The organism is Asaia siamensis, from assembly GCF_014635085.1.
Classification (GTDB): Bacteria; Pseudomonadota; Alphaproteobacteria; order Acetobacterales; family Acetobacteraceae; genus Asaia; species Asaia siamensis.
In genome coordinates this window covers 254,536-274,570 of the sequence record NZ_BMCH01000005.1, presented here as the reverse complement: position 1 = coordinate 274,570, position 20,035 = coordinate 254,536, and the positions used below count along the sequence as shown (strand labels likewise).

The 20,035-nt window shown below is 60.4% G+C and carries 13 protein-coding genes; 7 read left to right on the top strand and 6 right to left on the bottom strand.

Going from position 1 to position 20,035, the window contains the following annotated elements:
• Window positions 1-37 precede the first annotated feature (37 nt).
• From IEV53_RS10885 to IEV53_RS10870, 4 genes are all read right to left on the bottom strand, one after another.
• Window positions 38-1,396, bottom strand: a complete 1,359-nt coding sequence (locus tag IEV53_RS10885) for a glucosyltransferase domain-containing protein (RefSeq protein WP_188426803.1) — start codon at window positions 1,394-1,396, stop codon at window positions 38-40.
• 359 nt (window positions 1,397-1,755) lie between these two features.
• Window positions 1,756-2,460, bottom strand: coding sequence for an IS6 family transposase (locus IEV53_RS10880; RefSeq protein WP_188426802.1), 705 nt, complete (start codon window positions 2,458-2,460; stop codon window positions 1,756-1,758).
• A gap of 304 nt (window positions 2,461-2,764) precedes the next feature.
• Complete coding sequence (locus tag IEV53_RS10875) at window positions 2,765-3,652, bottom strand: response regulator transcription factor (protein WP_188426801.1); 888 nt, start codon at window positions 3,650-3,652, stop codon at window positions 2,765-2,767.
• A complete protein-coding gene (locus tag IEV53_RS10870; protein WP_229719828.1) occupies window positions 3,649-7,008 on the bottom strand; it encodes an ATP-binding protein in 3,360 nt (1,119 codons plus the stop codon). The genes IEV53_RS10875 and IEV53_RS10870 overlap by 4 nt, the downstream gene beginning before the upstream one ends.
• A 122-nt stretch (window positions 7,009-7,130) precedes the next feature.
• Between IEV53_RS10870 and urtA the strand changes: the two genes are divergently transcribed.
• The 7 genes from urtA to ureC all read left to right on the top strand — a co-directional run bounded on the left by urtA (window position 7,131) and on the right by ureC (window position 15,289).
• On the top strand, window positions 7,131-8,459 hold the full coding sequence (urtA, locus tag IEV53_RS10865) for an urea ABC transporter substrate-binding protein (protein WP_188426800.1): 1,329 nt from the start codon (window positions 7,131-7,133) through the stop codon (window positions 8,457-8,459).
• Entirely contained in the window at window positions 8,452-10,098 is a 1,647-nt protein-coding gene (urtB, locus tag IEV53_RS10860; protein ID WP_188426799.1) for an urea ABC transporter permease subunit UrtB, read from the top strand. Before urtA ends, urtB begins: the two co-directional genes overlap by 8 nt.
• Window positions 10,095-11,219 (top strand): urea ABC transporter permease subunit UrtC, encoded by a 1,125-nt coding sequence (gene urtC, locus IEV53_RS10855; RefSeq protein WP_188426798.1) that lies wholly within the window; start codon window positions 10,095-10,097, stop codon window positions 11,217-11,219. The genes urtB and urtC overlap by 4 nt, the downstream gene beginning before the upstream one ends.
• Window positions 11,216-11,956 (top strand): urea ABC transporter ATP-binding protein UrtD, encoded by a 741-nt coding sequence (gene urtD, locus IEV53_RS10850; protein WP_188426797.1) that lies wholly within the window; start codon window positions 11,216-11,218, stop codon window positions 11,954-11,956. The genes urtC and urtD overlap by 4 nt, the downstream gene beginning before the upstream one ends.
• Window positions 11,957-11,966: 10 nt before the next feature.
• Window positions 11,967-12,662, top strand: coding sequence for an urea ABC transporter ATP-binding subunit UrtE (urtE, locus tag IEV53_RS10845; RefSeq protein ID WP_188426796.1), 696 nt, complete (start codon window positions 11,967-11,969; stop codon window positions 12,660-12,662).
• Window positions 12,663-12,800: 138 nt separating this feature from the next.
• Window positions 12,801-13,556 (top strand): urease subunit beta, encoded by a 756-nt coding sequence (ureB, locus tag IEV53_RS10840; protein WP_188426795.1) that lies wholly within the window; start codon window positions 12,801-12,803, stop codon window positions 13,554-13,556.
• Window positions 13,557-13,573: 17 nt separating this feature from the next.
• Window positions 13,574-15,289, top strand: coding sequence for an urease subunit alpha (ureC, locus tag IEV53_RS10835; RefSeq protein ID WP_188426794.1), 1,716 nt, complete (start codon window positions 13,574-13,576; stop codon window positions 15,287-15,289).
• Between the two features lie 100 nt (window positions 15,290-15,389).
• Here ureC and IEV53_RS10830 read toward each other — a convergent pair whose 3' ends face one another.
• Entirely contained in the window at window positions 15,390-16,346 is a 957-nt protein-coding gene (locus IEV53_RS10830; protein WP_188426793.1) for a bifunctional enoyl-CoA hydratase/phosphate acetyltransferase, read from the bottom strand.
• An 89-nt stretch (window positions 16,347-16,435) separates the two neighbouring features.
• Complete coding sequence (gene nifJ / locus IEV53_RS10825) at window positions 16,436-20,005, bottom strand: pyruvate:ferredoxin (flavodoxin) oxidoreductase (protein WP_306414293.1); 3,570 nt, start codon at window positions 20,003-20,005, stop codon at window positions 16,436-16,438.
• Between the last annotated feature and the right edge of the window lie 30 nt (window positions 20,006-20,035).

Below are 20,035 nucleotides of genomic sequence, written 5' to 3'. Positions count from 1 at the left end.
AGTACCGCCCTCGCGACAAGCGGGACGGGAGAAAAAATTAGTAATCAAGATTCCTGATAAGCTTCATCCGCAGATAATAGACGCCTTTCGTGTCCGGGCTGGAGACGAGGATACCGTCAGTCAGCTTTATATCGTCCAGATGGCTGTTCCTGATGACCGTCATCGCCATGCCCTTGGGAGTCCAGCTGTTGTCGATGGAAAGACCACCAAACTCGAAGCGCCTGAAGCGGGAATAGGCAGCGCTATCGACATCCCGTATGTCGAAATCGACCGGCTGCCCATGAGGAACAGACTTCAGGGCCTGAGCGAGTTCGGCCATCTGTCTCTGCTGTGGCGCGATGATATAGTGCTCGATATTAAAATCCGCAGAAAAGACGATCAGAAAAACAACGAATGGGAACACATAGCGATAATTCGCACGGAAGATGTGGAACAGACCATTGAAGAAAAGCACAACGAAAATCGTTTCCAGTCCGACCAGCGTCCTGTAGGGCGAAGACGTTTCCGCAACGATGAGGTTTGGCGCATAGATTGCGAGGCAAAACGCGAATACCAGAACGATCTTGGTCGGAAATCCGATTTTTCTCGGTGTGTACCAGATGCCATATAAAATCAGAAGGGCGCTCAAGACACCATAAAGCGTAGAGCGGTGTATATTATAGTTCTGGATCGACTGCGCGACCGGATTATTTATGAACCACAATATCTTGTGGAAGACATGATGCTCCAACCCGTCTCTTCCGGTCGACCCGAAATAGGCTGTGTATATTTTCACATAGAGAAAATTAGTCGCCATGGCAGCGCCAAGAATGAGACCGTATCTGATGATCTCACTGAGTTTTCTGGACGGGTCGAAAAACGCCAAGAAGAAAACGAAAAAGACGAAGATCATCGCGGAGGGCTGATAGATGAAAAAACTCAGCGTCAGAAGAACATAGCCCAGACCCTCGTTTACTCTTCTATTTCCTCTATTTGTGCTGACAGCAAGAAAAGACAGGAATGCCAGACAAAGAGAAAGCGCAAACGGGTAGGTCATCGCCCATGCTGCGTATATCTGCATCGCGGGGAGAAAAGCGATACCGACTGCAATTGTCATGCGCTCATAAAGCGAATTGAACAGGTTGTTTCTTCTCAGATAGCTGCAAAACAGGACGGCATAGAGCGCGATGAAGATGACCGACAGCAAGCGGAACCAGGAAAATCCGGATACACTGCCGATCGTATAGGTCATCATCTGACGCAATGCGCCATATACCGGACGGCCTGACATTGCCTCCCACTGTATGCCCCATCCCGGCGACGTATAGTGATAATAGATCACTGAGAAATCGTCAGAAAATCCGTATCTGGACAGAAACACGAGAGAAAGACCCAGCATGATAAACAGGGACAGCAAAACATTTTCCGCTATTCCCGATTTTTTCTCTTCAGTGAAAAATTTCATTTCAATTATTCTGCCCTGGATATCTCTGGTCACGCACACCGATTGTCTCAGCCCTATAGGATAGATCGGCGCCTGCCCCATAGGGGAAATTCGTCGGGTAAGTTGAGACAAGATGAGACGACCGCCCGTAAGAAAGAGCAGTTTCTGTCGCATGCAGACCTTGCCGAAGAGAGCGGACTATATGACCAGCCAGATCTCCGCTGACAAGATCTTACGCCTGCCTCGCTATACCGCTAGGACCTTCGCCGTTGAGAAGACGAGAGCTGTCACGTTAACCGCCCCCGGCCGAGTGTTTTGTGTTTATGTCGAAATCAGACGCTGAGAGCGGTCGCGCTGCTCCACTGAGCGAAAGCCCTGATCTGGTGGATGTGACGCGAAAGAGTGGTGGTGACGGAGGCGGGCGGGACGAAGAGATTACGAATGGCCGAAAAGACGGAGACGAAGCGCTGACACCCGCCTGGTGAACGGAAGCGCTGCATGGTACGCTCGCGTTTTCGCAGGGGCAGATGGCTGTCCTCTGCCCTGTTGTTCAGACCCTTGTGCGAGAGATGCCGTATCGAAAGACGCATTTTGCGTCTGGCCGCCCCGTAGGATTTCAGCTTGTCAGTAATCAGGCGACCGGGGCGAAGCCCCTGCTGTTTCAGCAACCATGTCAGAAGACGCCTTGCTGCTTTGGTATTCCGTCGGGTCTGCAGGATTTCATCGAGAACATACCCATCCTGATCGACTGCCCGCCATAGCCAGTGAGGCTTGCCACGGATCACAATCCGCACCTCGTCCAGGTGCCAGACATCATCCGGTCTTGCTGCCTTGCGACGCAGGGAGCGAGCGTAGGCTGTGCCGAACTTCAAGCTCCATCGACGGATCGTCTCATACGAGACGACAATGCCCCGCTTGAGCAGCATTTCTTCGACAAGACGAAAGCTCAGCGGGAAACGGAAATAGAGCCAAACCGCATGAGCGATCAGTTCGCTCGGAAATCGGTGCCGCTTGTAGCTCACAGAGGACGCTCTCATCCCCAGCGTCTAACACGCCGCAGCTAAGGTGACAGCACCCCAGAGGGCAATGTATCGTCAAACGAAGGCACCGCCAGTGCTAGCCCCGAAGCGCAAAGACCGGTGACAGAATGCCGGGTTTCGAGGGGCTGGCAGCGCGGCTCTTGTTCGCTGAGCAGCAATTGATGGAACCCGCAATTTCTTTCCGCATGCTCAAGCAGACACGAGGCCTCTGGACGCAAACCAGCAAGCGGTATGATCTGACGAACAAAGATCCTGATCCTTGCACAGCCCTTGCCCTCCGTCGGGAACAGGCGGGGGCTCTCTATTCGTTTTCCCGAAGCAGGCGTGAGGCAGTTGCTGCAGCGGCGGCACGACCGCTAAACCCGGCCTTGTTATAGAGCTGCTCGGTATGTTTATCGATCGTGCGCGAACTGACCTTGAGGATATCGGCAATGTCGCGGCTCGATTTGCCACGGCTTATCCAAAGCAGGACTTCCGCCTCACGGGCACTCAGCCCGAGCTCTTTCTGCAGAACAATTTCCGGCGCAGCAGGAACGGGGGCAATCTTGAGCAGCAGGATTTCCGGCCCTTCGCGCCCGACAAGCAGGATCTTGTGCGGCGTGTCTTCCACCACCCAATGGCCCAGCAACGTGCCGGGAGCCAGATCGTCCAGATCGGGTGTGGCCAGCTCATCGAAGAGATCCACCGGCATGAGCGCCAGACGCTCGGCAGCCTGAGGCGTGCTCCAGGCAATCTGCCGACGCTGCATGTCGAGCCCGAACAGATAGCGCCCGGCTCTGTCAAGCGCGGCATGAGCAGCCCGCACCTGCTGGCTCGCCGCCAGACGCACACGAATACGCGCAAGCACCTCGTCGAAATGAAAGGGTTTGGTCACATAATCCTGCGCGCCGACATCGAAGGCACGAAGCACATGCTCGATTTCGGTCAGCCCGGTCATGAAAATCACCGGCACTGCCGCAAGCTCGGGCTCTGCCGCCATGCGGGCGCAGACTTCCCATCCATCCATGCCCGGCATCATGGCATCGACCAGCGCCAGATCGGGCCGTCGATGCGCCATGATGGCAAAGGCTGCCGCGCCTGACTGCGCCAGCAGAACCGTAAACCCCGCCTCGTCGAGCGCAGCATCCATCATGCCGAGCGCCGCCGGATCATCATCGATCACCAATATGGTCGGGCGTTCGGTCGTCATGCGTCTTCTCCTGCGAGCATTGTTGCCAGCTCGGCCAGACGATAGCCCTGCGCGGCCTCACGCAAAGGCACCAGAGCCTCCTTCAGAGCTGGCTCGGCCTGTTCCAGCTCGTCAAGCGCCGCACGGAAACTGCGCAGATCACCGCGTTCGAGATGATGACGCAGCCCCTCGCGCTCTTCACCGCTCAGGCGACGTTCTTCCGCCGGTGACGCCTCGTCGCGCAGGAGCGACAGATCTTCAGATGCCAGATCGGAGTCCGTGCTTTCTGAACGAAGCGTCCATTCCAGCCCGAGAACACGCCCCATTGCCTCGAAAAGCGCCACGAAATCGACCGGCTTGCCAAGCACAGGGCAGTCATCGAGCGATGGCACACGCTGGGCCGCCAGTTCCGCCATGTTCCCGGTAATGAAAATGATCGGCATTACACCCGCATGCGTCTCCCTGATCGACAACGCCAGATCGCGCCCGTTCATGCCCGGCATCGAGAGATCCAGCAGCAGCAGATCGGGCTGATAGAGCGACAGGCGATTGAGACACTCCAGCGCATTGGCCGCGCATTCGATCTCAAACCCACGCGGCGTCAGCATGTCGGTCAGCATCTCCCTATGACGCGGGTTGTCATCGACAATCAGGATACGACGCGGCGGTCCTTTATACGCGACAGGGAGCTGCATCAGGCGCTGGGGAGCATTCTCCTCGCGATCCGAAAGAAAGAGCCTCACCCTAAAGCGCGTGCCGTGGCTGGCCGGGTCCTGCGAGGAGGAAAAGGTGAGTTCACCCCCCAGCACTTCTGTCAGCAGCCGTGTGATGGTCAGGCCCAGGCCAGTGCCCGGTATGGCATCGCCAGCAGCACGCTCGAAGGGCTCGAAGATACGCTCGTGATGCTCCGGCGCGATGCCCGGCCCGGTATCCTCGATCACGAATTCCGCAATCTGGCTGCGCCAGCTCACGCTGAGTGTGACCCTGCCAGCATCGGTAAACTTGATTGCGTTTGACAGCAGATTGAGCAGGATCTGACGCAGCCTGTGGGCATCGCCATTGACCATTTTCGGCAGAGTGCCGGGTGCGAAAACGAAATCGAGCCCTTTTGCCGCAGCCTGCGGCCGGACCATCTGCGCGACGGATTCCAGAAACTGCGCAAAGGGAATACGATCGCGATAGATCTCGATACGTCCCGCCTCGATACGGGAGATATCGAGCAGCCCCGTCAGCAATGCCGTCATATGATCACCACTCTCGCGAATGGTACGCAGCGCATTGAGACGCTCGGCCGGTATGCGGGGATCGGCTTCGAGTATCTGCGCATATCCCATGATGGTGTTGAGCGGTGCGCGTATCTCGTGGCTTATCCCGCTCAGAAACCGCGTCTTGGCATGGCTTGCGGCTTCGGCCTTCTCTCGTGCCTTGATCAGAGCCGCATCGGTGCGCTTATGGGCGGCTATCTCGTTGAGCAGCAGACGCGTCTGGCGCTCGGTTTCCTCGCCTGCAACACGCTGGCTCTCCTGCGCCAGAAGGATCAGCATCGAGCCGATGGCCGCGGCCATGCAGAGCAGAAGATAGGGATGCTCCTGCGCGAAAGAGGACAGAGCCAGCCCGCCCAGCACGGCAAAGACGAGCGCAAAGAGCAATAGAAACCTGCCAACAGGATGCCGCAAACCAGCGCCGATTGCCTTGGGCAGATAGTCGAGCGGGCGCGCAATCTGCCGGGCCATCCGGGTGGAAGGCGGTTTGCAGCGGTCATGGCAGCGTGCATCGAGCGAGCAGCAAAGCGAGCAGATCATGCCTGCATAAGCCGGGCAGAAAGCCATGTCGGGGGCTTCATAAGAGCGCTCGCACAGCACGCAATGGGCCTCACCCGCATGGGCGTGATGTTTCGAGGGGCGCCGAGCAAGATAGGTGCGGCTCCCCACAAGAACGGCGATGAGAGGGGCCACAAGCAGCGCCACCCCAAGCGAGATGAACGGCGCGAAAGCATGGGCCGCCACGCCGAGGCGCCCCCCAAGGGCCAGCAACCCCAGCAGCACGCCAGAGACTGTCGCCCCCAGCCCGACGGGGTTGAGATCAGGCAGCATGGCACGACGAAATTCGATCTGCTTCGGGCTCAGGCCCAAAGGCTTGCACACCACCAGATCAGCCACGATCGACCCCATCCATGCAGTGGCCAGCACGGCATAGAAAACAAGCCCCGTCTCGATAGTGCTCACAATGCCCGCTTCGAGCAGGATCAGCGCAAGACCGATGGTGAAGAAAATGTAGAAAACCCGCCCCGGATGACTATGGGTGAGGCGCGAGAAGAAATTCGACCAGGCCAGAGATCCCGCATAGGCATTGGTCAGATTGATCCGTGTCTGGGCGATCAGGATGAGCAGAAACGTGGCGAGCAGGGCAAAAAATGGCGGCAGAAACGTGCCATAGGCCAGACGATAGAGCGCCTGCGGCTGGGCGGCCTCGCTCGCATCAAGCCCCAGACGCAACGCAGCACAGGCCAGAAACGACCCTGCCAGGATCTTGACCGCATCGAGCACGACCCAGCCAGGCCCACCGATGAGAGCCGCCGCCCACCAGCCAAAACGGTTCTCCCGCGTGCGCTCGGGCAGAAAGCGCAGGAAATCGACCTGTTCCGCGCTCTGGCAGATCAGCACCATCATCACCGAGGCCGCGCTGCCGACAGAGAGCAGATTGAGCCCCGCCACCTTGGGGGACCCAGAAAAATGCACCCAGCTGCCGAGCCATTCGGGATGCAGGAACAGAGCGGCGAGCAGGGGAACCGTATTAAGCAAAAGCCAGAGCGGTGCCGTGAGGATCTGGAACCGCGCGATGAAACGAAACCCGCCTGCCGCCAGCGGAATGACGATCAGAGCCGCTATGAGATTGGTCATCCAGGGCGGCAGAGAGTCGATATGCGCAAGCATGGCAGCCAGAATGGCTGTTTCAATCCCGAAAAAAATGAAGGTGAAGCTGGCATAGATCAGCGAGGTAAGCGTCGAGCCGATATAGCCGAACCCCGTCCCTCGAGTGAGGAGATCGATATCGAGCCCGCTGCGCGCAGCCGCGATCGTGATCGGCAGGCTGACCAGAAAAATGACCAGACAGACGAGTGCCACCGCCGCTGCGACATTCCCGAAACCAAAAGCCAGGGTCAGCGTCGCACCGATCGCCTCGAGCGCCATGAACGAGATCGAGCCCAGCGCGGTCAGGGCCGCCCGCAGGGGTGATGCGGCCCGCGCGCTCTTGGCCGTAAAGCGCAGGGCATAATCCTCGGTCGATTGATCGGCGACCCAGCTATTATAGTCGCGCCGCATACGCACGATGCGCAGACGGCGCGCCTCCCCGCGCAGACGCGTATTGAGGGGCATCTTCATTCCATCGTCGAGTTAACAATATCCGCAGCATAGCGCACGATACGCAAGACTGCGTATAGGCCGCGGCACTTGTTTTGGGACCAAATCGGGCAGCATCCGAAAAGGAATCCCGAGCCATGACCCGTCCGCCGCCGCTCTCACGTCGCGCCTTCACCCGTTTCACCCTTGCTGCCTCGGCGGCAATGCTGGCTGGCACAGATCGTGCACGGGCGGCCGCCCCGTCAGGCGAACCGATCCGCATCGGCATCCTGCATTCGCTCTCGGGCACGCTCGCCATCAGCGAGGCGACACTCAAGGATGTCATGCTGATGCTGGTGGATATCCAGAACAGGAAAGGCGGTCTGCTAGGCCGCCCCATCGAGGCCGTGGTGGTCGATCCGGCCTCGAACTGGCCGCTTTTTGCCGAAAAGGCGCGACAGCTCCTGAGCGTTGACAAGGTCGCTTCGGTTTTCGGCTGCTGGACCAGCGTCTCGCGCAAATCGGTCCTGCCGGTTTTCGAAGAGCTGAACGGCATCCTGTTCTACCCCGTGCAGTATGAGGGGCAGGAATGCAGCCGCAATGTGTTCTATACGGGGGCGGCCCCCAACCAGCAGGCCATTCCCGCCGTCGATTATCTCATGAGCGAGGATGGCGGCGGCGCCAAGCGCTTTGCCCTCATCGGCACGGATTACGTCTATCCCCGCACGACCAACCAGATCCTGCAGGCCTATCTGAAATCCAAGGGCGTCGCTGATGCCGACATCATGATCAATTATACGCCTTTCGGTCAGTCCGACTGGCAGACCATCGTGTCGCAGGTGAAGGCGTTCGGCTCGGCAGGCAAGAAGACTGCCGTGATCTCGACCATCAATGGCGATGCGAACGTGCCGTTCTACAAGGAACTCGGCGCCCAAGGCATCACGGCCACCGATATTCCTGTCATGGCCTTCAGTGTCGGCGAAGAAGAGCTGGCGGGTATGGATGCCAAACCGCTCGTGGGCCAGCTCGCAGCATGGAATTACTTCGAAAGCATCGACACACCCGCAAACAAGAGCTTTATTGCCGACTGGCATAAATTCACGAAAAATCCCAAGCGCACCACCAATGACCCGATGGAGGCCCATTATATCGGCTTCAATCTCTGGGTTCAGGCAGTCGAAAAAGCCGGCACGACCGATCATGACAAGGTCATCGCGGCCATGGTGGGGCTGCGCCAGCCCAATCTCACCGGCGGCATTGCGCAGGTTCTGCCCAATCATCACATCACCAAGCCGGTCTATATCGGAGAGATCCAGGAAGACGGGCAGTTCAACGTTGTCTGGCAGACGCCGCATGAAGTACCGGGCCAGGCCTGGTCACCCTATGTGCCGGAAACCGCGCATCTGACCGGTGACTGGACCGCACCCGTCAATTGCGGAAATTACGACACCCAGAAGAAAGCCTGCCTCGGATCGCACCATGCGTAAGGCTCTCCTTGCTCTTGCCTTCTGCACGGCGCTGGCCTGTCAGCCTGCCTATGCGCAGGAAGCCCCTGCCCTGCCCCCGGCTGCGCCCTCCGTCGCAGCGCCCGTCCAGACACCGGCCGATGCCTATACAGACATGGCATCGACCCATTTCGACGCCATTATCCGTGGCGTCGAGAGACTGGGGCGCTCGGGCGAGGCGAGAGCCCTCGCGGCCCTTCAGGCTCTCGAGGCGCATAAGCTGCTCGCTGGCAATGATACGGTTTACATCCGCACGGATACTGGTCTTGTGGACGCGCGCACGGGTCAGAACGCCCCTGCCGATCTGACCGGTCTGCACCCGGTAAGGCTCAATAACCGCGTCCGGCAGACCCTTGCCTCGGCGCGTGCCGAACTGCTCCTCGCCCAAGGGACACAGGCCGAGCGACGCGATGCGCTTGCCCAGATCCAGGCCCATCCCGATGCCGCCATGCTGCCGGTTCTCGACAAGGCTCTGGCCGATCCCTCCAATAAAAGCCTGGCCGGCAGCCTGAACGCCGCCCGTGCTGCCATTCTCCTCAGCCCCGGTGCCCAGCCCGTTGCGCTCTCCGAACAGCTGGCGGCAGTGGCCGCCATCAAGGCGCAGGGAGGCCTGGCTGCCAAATCGCTGCTGTCTCGTGCCGCAACGCTCGTCCCCCTTGCCCCGCAGACACGCGAAGCCGCAGGCAAGGCCGTAGCGTCGATCGATTTCCGTCTCAAGCTCTGGGGCTACGGGCAGGATCTGTTTTATGGCGTCAGCCTGAGTTCGGTCCTGCTGCTTTCCGCCATGGGGCTTGCCATTACCTTCGGGGTGATGGGAGTCATCAACATGGCTCATGGCGAGCTGATGATGGTTGGAGCCTATACGACATTCATGGTCGAGCGTCTGGTCGCCGCCTATATACCGGCGCTGGCGCCTTTCAGCCTGATCCTGGCCCTGCCTGTCGCTTTTGTCGTCAGTGGCGGGCTTGGCATTCTGATCGAACGCAGCGTGATCCGCTTCCTGTATGGGCGTCCGCTTGAAACGCTGCTTGCAAGCTGGGGTGTCTCTCTCATCCTGCAACAGGCCATACGCTCGGTGTTCGGCCCGACCAATGTGGCGGTCACCACGCCGGGATGGCTGGGCGGATCGTTCGCGCTCGGCGGGCTTGAAATCACCACCGTACGTCTTGCAATCTTCCTTTTCGCCATTGCCGTCATGGCCGCTCTGACGCTCGTGCTCAAGCGCACGCCACTTGGGCTGCATATGCGTGCCGTCACCCAGAACCGCCGGATGGCAGCCCTCATGGGTATCCGTACCGCACGTGTCGACGCCCTGACCTTCGGGCTGGGGTCGGGCATTGCCGGGCTGGCCGGTGTGGCTGTCAGCCAGATCGATAATGTCAGCCCCAATCTCGGCCAGGGCTATATCATCGATAGTTTCCTCGTCGTCGTGTTCGGCGGGGTGGGCAATCTCTGGGGCAGTCTGGCGGCCGCTCTCGCTCTGGGCATCGGCGGCAAGGGTCTCGAGCCGCTTATCGGCGCCGTCTCGGGCAAGATCCTGCTGCTCGTTCTCGTCATCCTGTTTATTCAGCGTCATCCACGCGGCATGTTCCCGATGCGCGGTCGGGGGATCGAATCATGAGCACCGACTTCTCCTTTCGCAGCGCACGCTGGACGGCGCTTGCCGTCGTCGTGCTGGCGGTGGTTCTGGCCTTCGCCAGCCTCCTTCCCCAAAGCAGCGCGCTGAGTGTCTCGCCTTTCGTCGTGACGCTTTGCGGCAAATATCTCTCCTATGCGCTGCTCGCACTGGCGGTCGATCTGGTCTGGGGTTTTGCCGGTATTCTCACCCTTGGCCACGCCGCGTTCTTCGCTCTGGGCGCCTATGGCATGGGCATGTATCTGACGCGTGAAATCGGTGCGCGCGGTGTGTATGGCAATCCCGACCTGCCTGATTTCATGGTCTTCCTCTCATGGCATCGCCTGCCCTGGTACTGGTGGGGGTCAAACCATTTCGCCATCAGCCTCGCCCTCATGCTGGGCGTTCCGGCCGTGCTGGCAGGCCTGTTCGGCTGGCTGGCCTTTCGCTCGCGCGTTTCTGGCGTCTATCTTTCGATCATCACCCAGGCGCTCACCTATGCGCTCATGCTCGCCTTCTTCCAGAACGGCATGGGATTTGGCGGCAATAACGGTCTGACCGGCTTCAAAGATGTTCTGGGCTTTGACCTGACGGCACCCGGCACACGCGCCACGCTTCTCGCCTTGACCGGCCTCATTCTCGGGGCGGTGCTGATGGGGGCGCGCTTCCTGATGGGCGGCCGCTATGGCAGGCTGCTGGTCGCCGTGCGTGACACGGAATCCCGGACGCGTTTCCTGGCTTACCGCCCTGAACAGATCAAGCTGCTGGTCTGGGTCGTTTCGGCCCTGATCGCAGCCCTTGGTGGCGCCCTTTATGTGCTGCAGATCGGCATCGTCAATCCGGGCGAGTTTGCCCCAGCCAATTCGATTGAAGCCGTCATCTGGGTGGCAGTCGGCGGGCGTGGCACACTGACCGGCGCCGTGATCGGTGCAGTTCTCGTCAATCTGGGCAAGACGCTCTTCACCGCCATTCTGCCCGAATTCTGGCTCTACGGGCTGGGGGCGCTGTTTCTGGCCACCACGCTTTTCCTGCCGCATGGGGTGATGGGGCTGCTGCGCCACGTGCCGCGCAAGCGCGAAGAAGAAGTCACGCCTGAAATCACCAACCCCGAAGGATCGAACGCATGACGACCGACGCTCTTCTCGATCTGCGGGATGTTTCCGTCAGCTTCGACGGATTCAGGGCCATCAACAACCTGTCGCTCCGCCTCGCCCCGGGTGAGATGCGTGCCATCATCGGCCCCAACGGAGCAGGCAAGACCACGATGATGGACATCATCACGGGCAAGACACGCCCCGATACAGGAACGGTCTCGTTTCGCGGGCATGATCTGACACGGCTGGATGAACCCGCCATTGCGGAGCTTGGCATAGGGCGGAAATTCCAGAAGCCCACCGTCTTCGAGGCGCTGAGTGTCTGGGATAATCTCCTTCTGGCCCTCAAGGGGTTGCGTCGCCCGCACAAGCTGCTTTTTGCACGGCTCTCCTCATCGGAGGTGCAGCGCATCGAAGCCCTGCTCGCCACCATCCGCCTAGCCCCGGAAAGCACACGCCCGGCAGGCGGGCTCAGCCATGGGCAGAAGCAGTGGCTCGAAATCGGCATGTTGCTGGCACAGGAACCTGATCTGCTTCTGGTAGATGAGCCCGTTGCGGGGATGACCGATGCGGAAACTGCCGCCACCGCCGATCTCCTGCGCGACATCAACCGCTCGCGCAGCGTGGTGGTGGTCGAACATGACATGGATTTCGTGCGCGCCCTGGATGTGACCGTAACCGTGCTTCACGAAGGCACGGTTCTGGCAGAAGGCGATCTCGACACGGTCAGCGCCGATCCGCGCGTGATCGAAGTCTATCTCGGGCGCTAAGGAGGCTGCCATGCTCACTGTTGACCAGATCGAGATGCATTATGGCGCGGCCATTGCCCTGCGCGGTGTCTCGCTAGAAGCCCATCAGGGGTCCGTCACCTGCCTTCTGGGGCGTAATGGCGTGGGCAAGACCAGCACGCTGCGCGCCGTGACCGGCATGCATGCCGTCTCGTCAGGGCGCATCACCTGGGAGGGGGAAGATATCACAAACCTGCCTGCCTATGAGCGGGCGCGTCGTGGCATCGCCACCGTGCCGCAGGGGCGCGATATCTTCCCACTCATGACGGTGCGCGAAAATCTCGAAACCGGGCTGGCGCTTCTGCCGCGCGGGCAGAGACGCCTGCCTGACGAGATTTTTGACCTGTTTCCGGTGCTCGCGAAAATGATGGCGCGCCGGGGGGGCGATCTCTCGGGTGGCCAGCAGCAGCAGCTTGCCATTGCGCGCGCGCTCGTCATCAAACCCCGACTGCTGGTGCTGGACGAACCGACGGAGGGCATTCAGCCCAGCATCATCAAGGATATCGGGCGCGTCATCGACAGCCTGCGCCAGCGTGGTGACATGGCCATTCTTCTGGTCGAGCAGTATTTCGATTTCGCCTTCGAACTTGCCCAGCAGATCGTCGTGCTGGACCGTGGGCGTGTGGTCGTATCCGGAGCAGCCGAAACACTCGAGGCTGACGACGTACGCCGCTACGTGGCGATCTGACCCCACCTCTGCGTCCTGTCCCTTTGTCCCGTGCCCTTTGCTCTACGCAGAAATGCGTAGTCCGGTTCCGGCCGTTTTTGTCTAACCATCAAGGGCGAAAACGCGGTTGCGAACCGACACGGACGAAAGGGCAGGATCGTGCATCTGGCGCCATATGAAGTCGATAAACTCACTCTTGTTTCAACAGGTCTTCTGGCCCAGCGTCGTCTGGCGCGCGGGCTGAGGCTGAACTACCCCGAAGCCGTGGCGCTCATTTCGACCGTGCTGCTCGAACTGATCCGCGACGGGCGTCACTCGGTAGCCGAGCTCATGGCCATGGGCGGTACCATTCTCGGCAAGCGCGAGGTTCAGCCCGGCGTGGCCGATCTGGTGGCCCAGGTGCATATCGAGGGCACATTTCCCGATGGCACCAAGCTCGTTGCCGTGCAGTCGCCCATCACCCGTGCCGAGGGCGATCTTGCCCTGGCGCTGTTCGGCAGCTTTCTGGCCCTGCCCGATGCCGCCCTGTTCGGCCCCGGCGGCGAGGATGTGTCGGGCGCCATCGACGCCGATGAGGGCACGCTGACGCTCAATGAGGGCCGTCCGACCCTCGAAATCGACGTGACCAATACCGATCTGCGCCCCATCCAGATTGGCAGCCATTTCCATTTCGTCGAGGCCAATCCGAGGCTGAAATTCGACCGCGAGGCGGCTTATGGCAAGCGTCTGGATGTCCCGGCTGGAGCGGCCATCCGCTTTGAACCCGGCGAAACCAAGACTGTCACCCTGATCGATATTGCCGGCAATCGCGTCATTCGCGGCGGCAACAACCTTGCCGATGGTCAGGTGGGGGCGGCCAATCGGCGCAACACGCTCGATCGCGTGGGTGCCCGCGCCTTCGCCAACAAAGACTGAAACAGGGGAGCATCATCATGGCTTATCAGATTACGCGCGCCGATTACGCCTCCCTGTTCGGTCCCACGACCGGCGACCGGATCCGCTTGGGCGATACCTGCCTCTATGCCGAAATCGAAAAGGATTTCATCAGCTACGGCGATGAATGCATGTTCGGCGCGGGCAAGGTGATCCGCGATGGCATGGGGCAGATGACCGGCGTCGATTCCAGCCGCGCGCTCGACTGCGTCATCACCAATGTTGTGGTCATCGACTATACCGGTATCGTGAAGGCCGATGTCGGCATCAAGAACGGCAAGATCGCCGGGATTGGCAAGGCCGGTAACCCCGACGTCATGACCGGGGTGGACCCCGATTTGATCATCGGCGTGAATACCGAGGTGATCTCGGGCGAAGGCAAGATCCTGACCGCTGGCGGCGTGGATACGCATTTCCATTATATCTGCCCCGAGCAGCCTTTCACGGCGGCATCGAGCGGCATCACCACGCTGGTAGGCGGCGGCACGGGTCCGGCAACCGGCTCGCTTGCCACCACCTGCACGCCAAACCCCGCCTATCTCAAGCTCATGATGCAGGCGACGGACGATATTCCCGTCAATCTGGTGTTCACCGGGCGCGGCAACTCCTCCAAGCCTGACGGCATGAAAGAGCAGATCCTGGCCGGTGCTGGCGGTCTGAAGCTGCATGAAGACTGGGGCACCACCCCTGCCGCCATCGATACCTGCCTCTCCATGGCCGATGATTACGGTGTGCAGGTCACGATCCATACCGACACGATCAATGAGAGCTGCACGGTAGAGGATTCGATCAAGGCTTTCGCTGGCCGCACCATTCACACCTACCACGCCGAAGGCGCTGGCGGCGGTCATGCCCCTGACCTGATGCGTGTCTGCGGCGAGCCGAATATCCTGACCAGCTCGACCAGCCCGACCAACCCCTATACGGTCAATACCGTGGCCGAGCATCTCGACATGCTCATGGTCTGCCATCACCTCGACAAGCATATCCCCGAAGACGTGGCCTTTGCCGCAAGCCGCATCCGCCCCAACACCATCGCGGCAGAAGGGGTGATGCACGATATCGGCGCGATCTCGATGATGACATCAGACAGCCAGGCCATGGGGCGCGCGGGCGAGGTCATCACGCGCACCTGGCAGATTGCCGACCAGATGAAGCGCCAGCGTGGCAAGCTGCCGGAAGATTCCGTTCGAAACGACAATTTCCGCATCAAGCGCTATGTCGCGAAATACACGATCAACGGAGCCATTGCTCACGGCATGGGTCATCTGATCGGCTCGATCGAAAAGGGCAAGATTGCCGATCTGGTGCTCTGGCAGCCTGCTTTCTTCGGCACACGGCCTGAACTCGTTCTGAAAAGCGGCTTCATTGCCTTTGCCCAGATCGGTGACGCCAATGCCTCCATCCCGACGCCGCAGCCCGTGCTGATGCGCCCGATGTTTGCGGCCAAGGCACGCGGCACGGCAGGCACCTCGATCCTGTTCGTCAGCGAGGCCTCTATCACGGAGCAGGGCGTGCTGTCTTACGGGCTGGGCAAGCGCATCGAAGCCGTGCGCAAATGCCGTGGCATCGGCAAGGCAGACATGAAGCTGAACGACGCGACACCGAAGGTAACGGTCGACCCGAAAACCTATGAGGTACGCATCGACGGCGAAGCCATCGGCATCGAACCCGCAGAAACCCTGCCCCTGACCCGCAAATTCAACCTGTTCTGACGCAAGAAGAGGCTGGCCAACAAGCCAGCCTCTTCGCTGCCTCGCCTCCGCCTGGGAGGCGAGGCGTTGCCCTCATTCCATCGCGACTGCGGCCTTCTCGTTATCCCGCCTGCTCCTTGAGGGCACGGGCGTAAAGAGCGCCAAGAGCCGCTGAGTCGAGGCGGGCTTCTATGCTGTCGGCGCGGCTTGTCAGCAGGACAGGCACGCTGGCCCCCAGCACAATACCGCCCGAACTTGCCTGGCCCAGGAAGCTGAGCGCCTTGACCACAATATTCCCGGCTTCAAGGTCCGGCACGACCAGTATCTGTGCCCGCCCCGCAACGGGCGAGGTCAGGTTCTTGATTTTCGCGGCGGTCGGATCGACCGCGCCATCGAGCGCCAGAGGGCCGTCAATCAACCCGCCGGTAATCTCGCCGCGTTCGGCCATCTTGCTCAGACAAGCCGCGTCGAGCGTTCCCTGAATTTTCGGATTGAGGGTTTCAACCGCCGAGAGGATGGCAACGCGCGGTGCGCCAAAGCCAAGCGCCTGGTGCAGATCGATGGCGTTCTGCACGATATGCTGCTTTGTCGTGAGATCGGGCGTGATGTTGATGGCGGCATCGGTAATGAAAACCGGCTCCGACCGTCTTGCCACCGCCATGACGAACACATGACTCATGCGACGCCCGGTGCGTAATCCGCTTTCCTGTGCCACCACACCATGCATGAGCGTGTCGGTATGAAGGCTGCCTTTGGCCAGACCATGCACCTCGCCACCATGCACAAGCTCGATACCCCGTTTGACAGCCAGAGCCGGCGTGGCGGCCTCGACAATGCGATGGCCTGCGAGCGAAAGCCCGGCCTCGTGCGCCGCAGTGCTGATAAGCGTCGAATCACCCACCAGTACCGGCACCAGAATGCCACGCTCTGCAGCCTGGAGCGCGCCTGCCAGGGCATGCGCCTCACAGGGCCAGATAATGGCATAAGGCACGGCACCAAGTGCGGCAGCGCGCGCAATCAGCCCGTCAAAAATGGTTCTGTTGGTAAACTGTGCCGCATCGGGTGCCACAGTGTTCATTGCTCGCTCTTTCCTGAAATGCGCCCGCCTGAAAACTCCCCTTTCCGCCCCTTTTCGGACGGGAGGGGAAAAAGCCCTCCTGGCGCGCCTTACTGCACGTCTTCCCAATGCGGGAGGAAACGCCTGCCATCGCGGGCCGCCATATCCTCATAAAGGCGATAGCGCTCCAGGGCTGACGCTTCGGCCTGATGCAGTAGATGCTCTGCCTGCTCGGGATTGGTGCGCGAGAGCGTTTTGTAACGCAGTTCGCGATAGGCATAATCCTTGAACGGGATACGCGGGCGCGTTGAATCCAGCTGGAACGGATTGAGGCCCTCCTTGCGCATGGCCGGATCGAAGCGGAAGAGCGGCCAGTACCCCGAAGCCACCGCACGAGCCTGCTGCTTCATGCCGTCGCGCATGTCGATGCCATGGGCGATGCACTGCGAATAGGCGATGATGAGCGATGGCCCGTCATGAGCCTCGGCTTCGCGCATGGCGATGAGTGCCTGTTCCGGGTCGGCGCCAAGGGCGATCTGCGCCACGTACACATTGCCGTAAGACACGGCCTGGAGCCCCAGATCCTTGCGTGGCACGCGCTTGCCTGCCGCCGCGAATTTGGCCGAGGCGCCGAGTGGCGTCGCCTTGGAGGACTGACCACCCGTATTGGAATAGACCTCGGTATCCAGCACCAGAATATTGACGTTGCGGTCCTGCGCCAGAACATGGTCGAGACCGCCATAGCCGATATCATAGGCCCAGCCGTCACCACCGATGATCCATACCGAGCGGCGCACGAGATGATCGGCAACCGAGAGCAGCATCTCGGCCTCGGGCTCAGTCGCGCCTGCCAGCGTCTTTTTCAGCGTGGACACGCGCTCGCGCTGGATGGCGAAATCCCACTCGCTTTCCTGCGGCGCATCAAGCAGGGCCTGAACCAGATCGGGGCCGATACGCTCTTTCATCTGCTCGGCGAGGCTGCGTGCAAGCTCCGTCTGCTTGTCGATGGCAAGACGAAAGCCGAGACCGAATTCGGCATTATCCTCGAAAAGGGAATTCGACCACGCCACACCACGCCCTTCGGCATTGGCCTTCCAGGGATGGGCCGGCGTATTGCCCGCGAAAATGGCCGAGCACCCTGTCGCATTGGCAATTTGCAGACGGTCACCGAAAAGCTGCGAGACGAGTTTGAGATAGGGCGTTTCACCGCATCCGCCGCAGGCCCCGCTGAACTCGAAGAGTGGCTCATAGAACTGCACACCCCTGATCGTGGTCGGGTTGACCTGGGTGCGATCCATCTCGGGCAGACTCTCGAAAAACCCGATATTCTCGCGCTCGCCCTGCAACAGGGGCAGCTTGTCGGCCATGTTGATGGCACGTTCCTGCGTCTGAGGGTCTATGGCCGGGCAGTTTTCGACACAGACGCCACAGCCTGTGCAGTCTTCGACGTAGAGCTGCAAGGTATAGCGGGAGTCGGGATAGCCCTTGGCGTTGATCGGCGCCGATTTGAACTGGGCTGGCGCCGTTTCCAGACGCGCAGTGTCATAGGTCTTGGCACGAATGACGCTATGCGGGCAGACAATGCTGCACTGACCGCACTGGATGCAGCTTGCCGGCTCCCAGACTGGTACTTCGAGCGCGATATTACGCTTTTCATAGCGTGTCGTGCCGCCGGGGAAAGTGCCATCGACAGGCATCGCGCTGACGAGAATCAACTCGCCGCGCCCGGCCATGATCTCAGCCGTCACACGCTGCACGAAACCGGGTGCTTCGGGGGGCACGATGGCTGGCATTTCCCGACTGCCTTCGGCACGTCCGGGCACCGTCACCTCATGCAACGCCGCCACAGCAGCATCGACCGCCTTGTGGTTCAGCTCGACGATCTTGCGCCCCTTGGCGCCATAGGATTTTTCGATATAGGCCTTGATCGACGCCACGGCCTGTTCGGCAGGCAGGATTGCCGCCAGATGGAAGAAGCAGGTCTGGAGGATCGTATTGGTTCTCTGGCCGAGACCGATCTCCTGCGCGACGCTGGACGCGTCGACCACATAGAAACGTAGCTTCTTGTCGATGATCTGATCCTGCACCTTGCGCGGCAGCTGGTCCCAGACCTCATCGGGCCCATAAGGGCTGTTCAGCAGGAAGATACCGCCCCTGTTTGCGGCACCGAGCAGATCACGCCGAAAAAGAAAGCCGAATTTGTGGCAGGCCACGAAATCGGCATGGCGGATCAGATAGGGCGCATTGATGGGGGCATTGCCAAAGCGCAGATGCGAGGCGGTTTCGGCACCGGATTTATGCGAGTCATAATCGAAATAGGCCTGGGCATAGCGCCCCTCTATCTCGCCAATGATCTCGACGCTGTTCTTGTTGGCGCCCACTGTCCCGTCAGCCCCAAGGCCGTAGAACAGGCAGCGTGTCGTACCTTCGGGCTCGATGTCGAAAGCCTCGTCATACTCAAGGCTCAGATGCGTCACATCGTCGATCAGCCCGATGGTGAAACCGTTTTTCGGCTCGGGGCGGGCGAGTTCATCGAAAACAGCCTTGGCCATGCCGGGATGGAAGTCACGGGAAGACAGACCGTATCGCCCGCCAATCACGCGGGGCATATGGGGAAATCTTCCGGTCGCCACGGCATCAGCGAGTACCGAGAGCACCTCGAGATGGAGGGGCTCCATCGGTGCGCCTGGCTCTTTCGTGCGATCCAGAACCGCTATGCGCTCCACGCTGCGCGGCAGGGCGGCGAGAAAGGCCTCGGCGTCGAAAGGACGATAGAGCAGGATCTGCAAGGCGCCGATCTTCTCATCCGGGTTTTGCGCGTTGAGCCAGTTTGCCGTTTCACGCACCACCTCGGCACCGGAACCCATGGCGATGACGACGCGCCTTGCGTCTTTCGGCCCGTCATAGCGAAACAGGCTGTAGTGACGCCCGGTCAGCGACGCAAACCGGTCCATCATTCCCTGCACGATTGCCGGTGTCTTCTGATAGAAGCTGTTTACCGCCTCGCGTGACTGAAAATAGGTGTCGGGGTTCTGCCACGTCCCCCGGATGAAAGGGTTATCCGGGCTCAGTGCGCGGGCGCGATGGGCGCGCACCAGATCCTCATTAATCATCGCCCTGATCTGGTCGTCAGGCACTAGGGCGAGCGAATTATATTCGTGCGACGTGCGAAAGCCGTCAGTGAAATGAATGAAAGGCACACGCGAGGCCAGGGTCGCCGCCTGGGCGATGATCGCCAGATCATGCCCTTCCTGCACCGATGCTGCGCCAAGCTGGGCAAACCCGGTCTGGCGCACCGCCATCAGATCCTGATGATCGCCGAAAATCGACGATGCCCCGGCGGCAAGGGCGCGCGCCGCCACATGCACCACCGTCGAGGAAAGCTCACCCGCAATCTTGTAGAGATTGGGGATCATGAGCAGAAGACCCTGAGAGGCCGTGAATGTCGTGGTCAGGGCGCCACTCTGCAACGCACCATGCACACAGCCTGCTGCGCCACCTTCGGCCTGCATTTCCTGCACGATGGGCACATTGCCCCACAGGTTTTTCACGCCCTCACAGGCCCAGCTATCGGCTGTCTCTGCCATGGGTGAAGAGGGGGTAATGGGATAGATCGCGCAGATCTCGTTCACGCGATACGCCACATGAACGACAGCAGCATTGCCATCGAGCGTGGTCATTCTGGCGCCCGAAGCGCCAGTTTCCGGAGC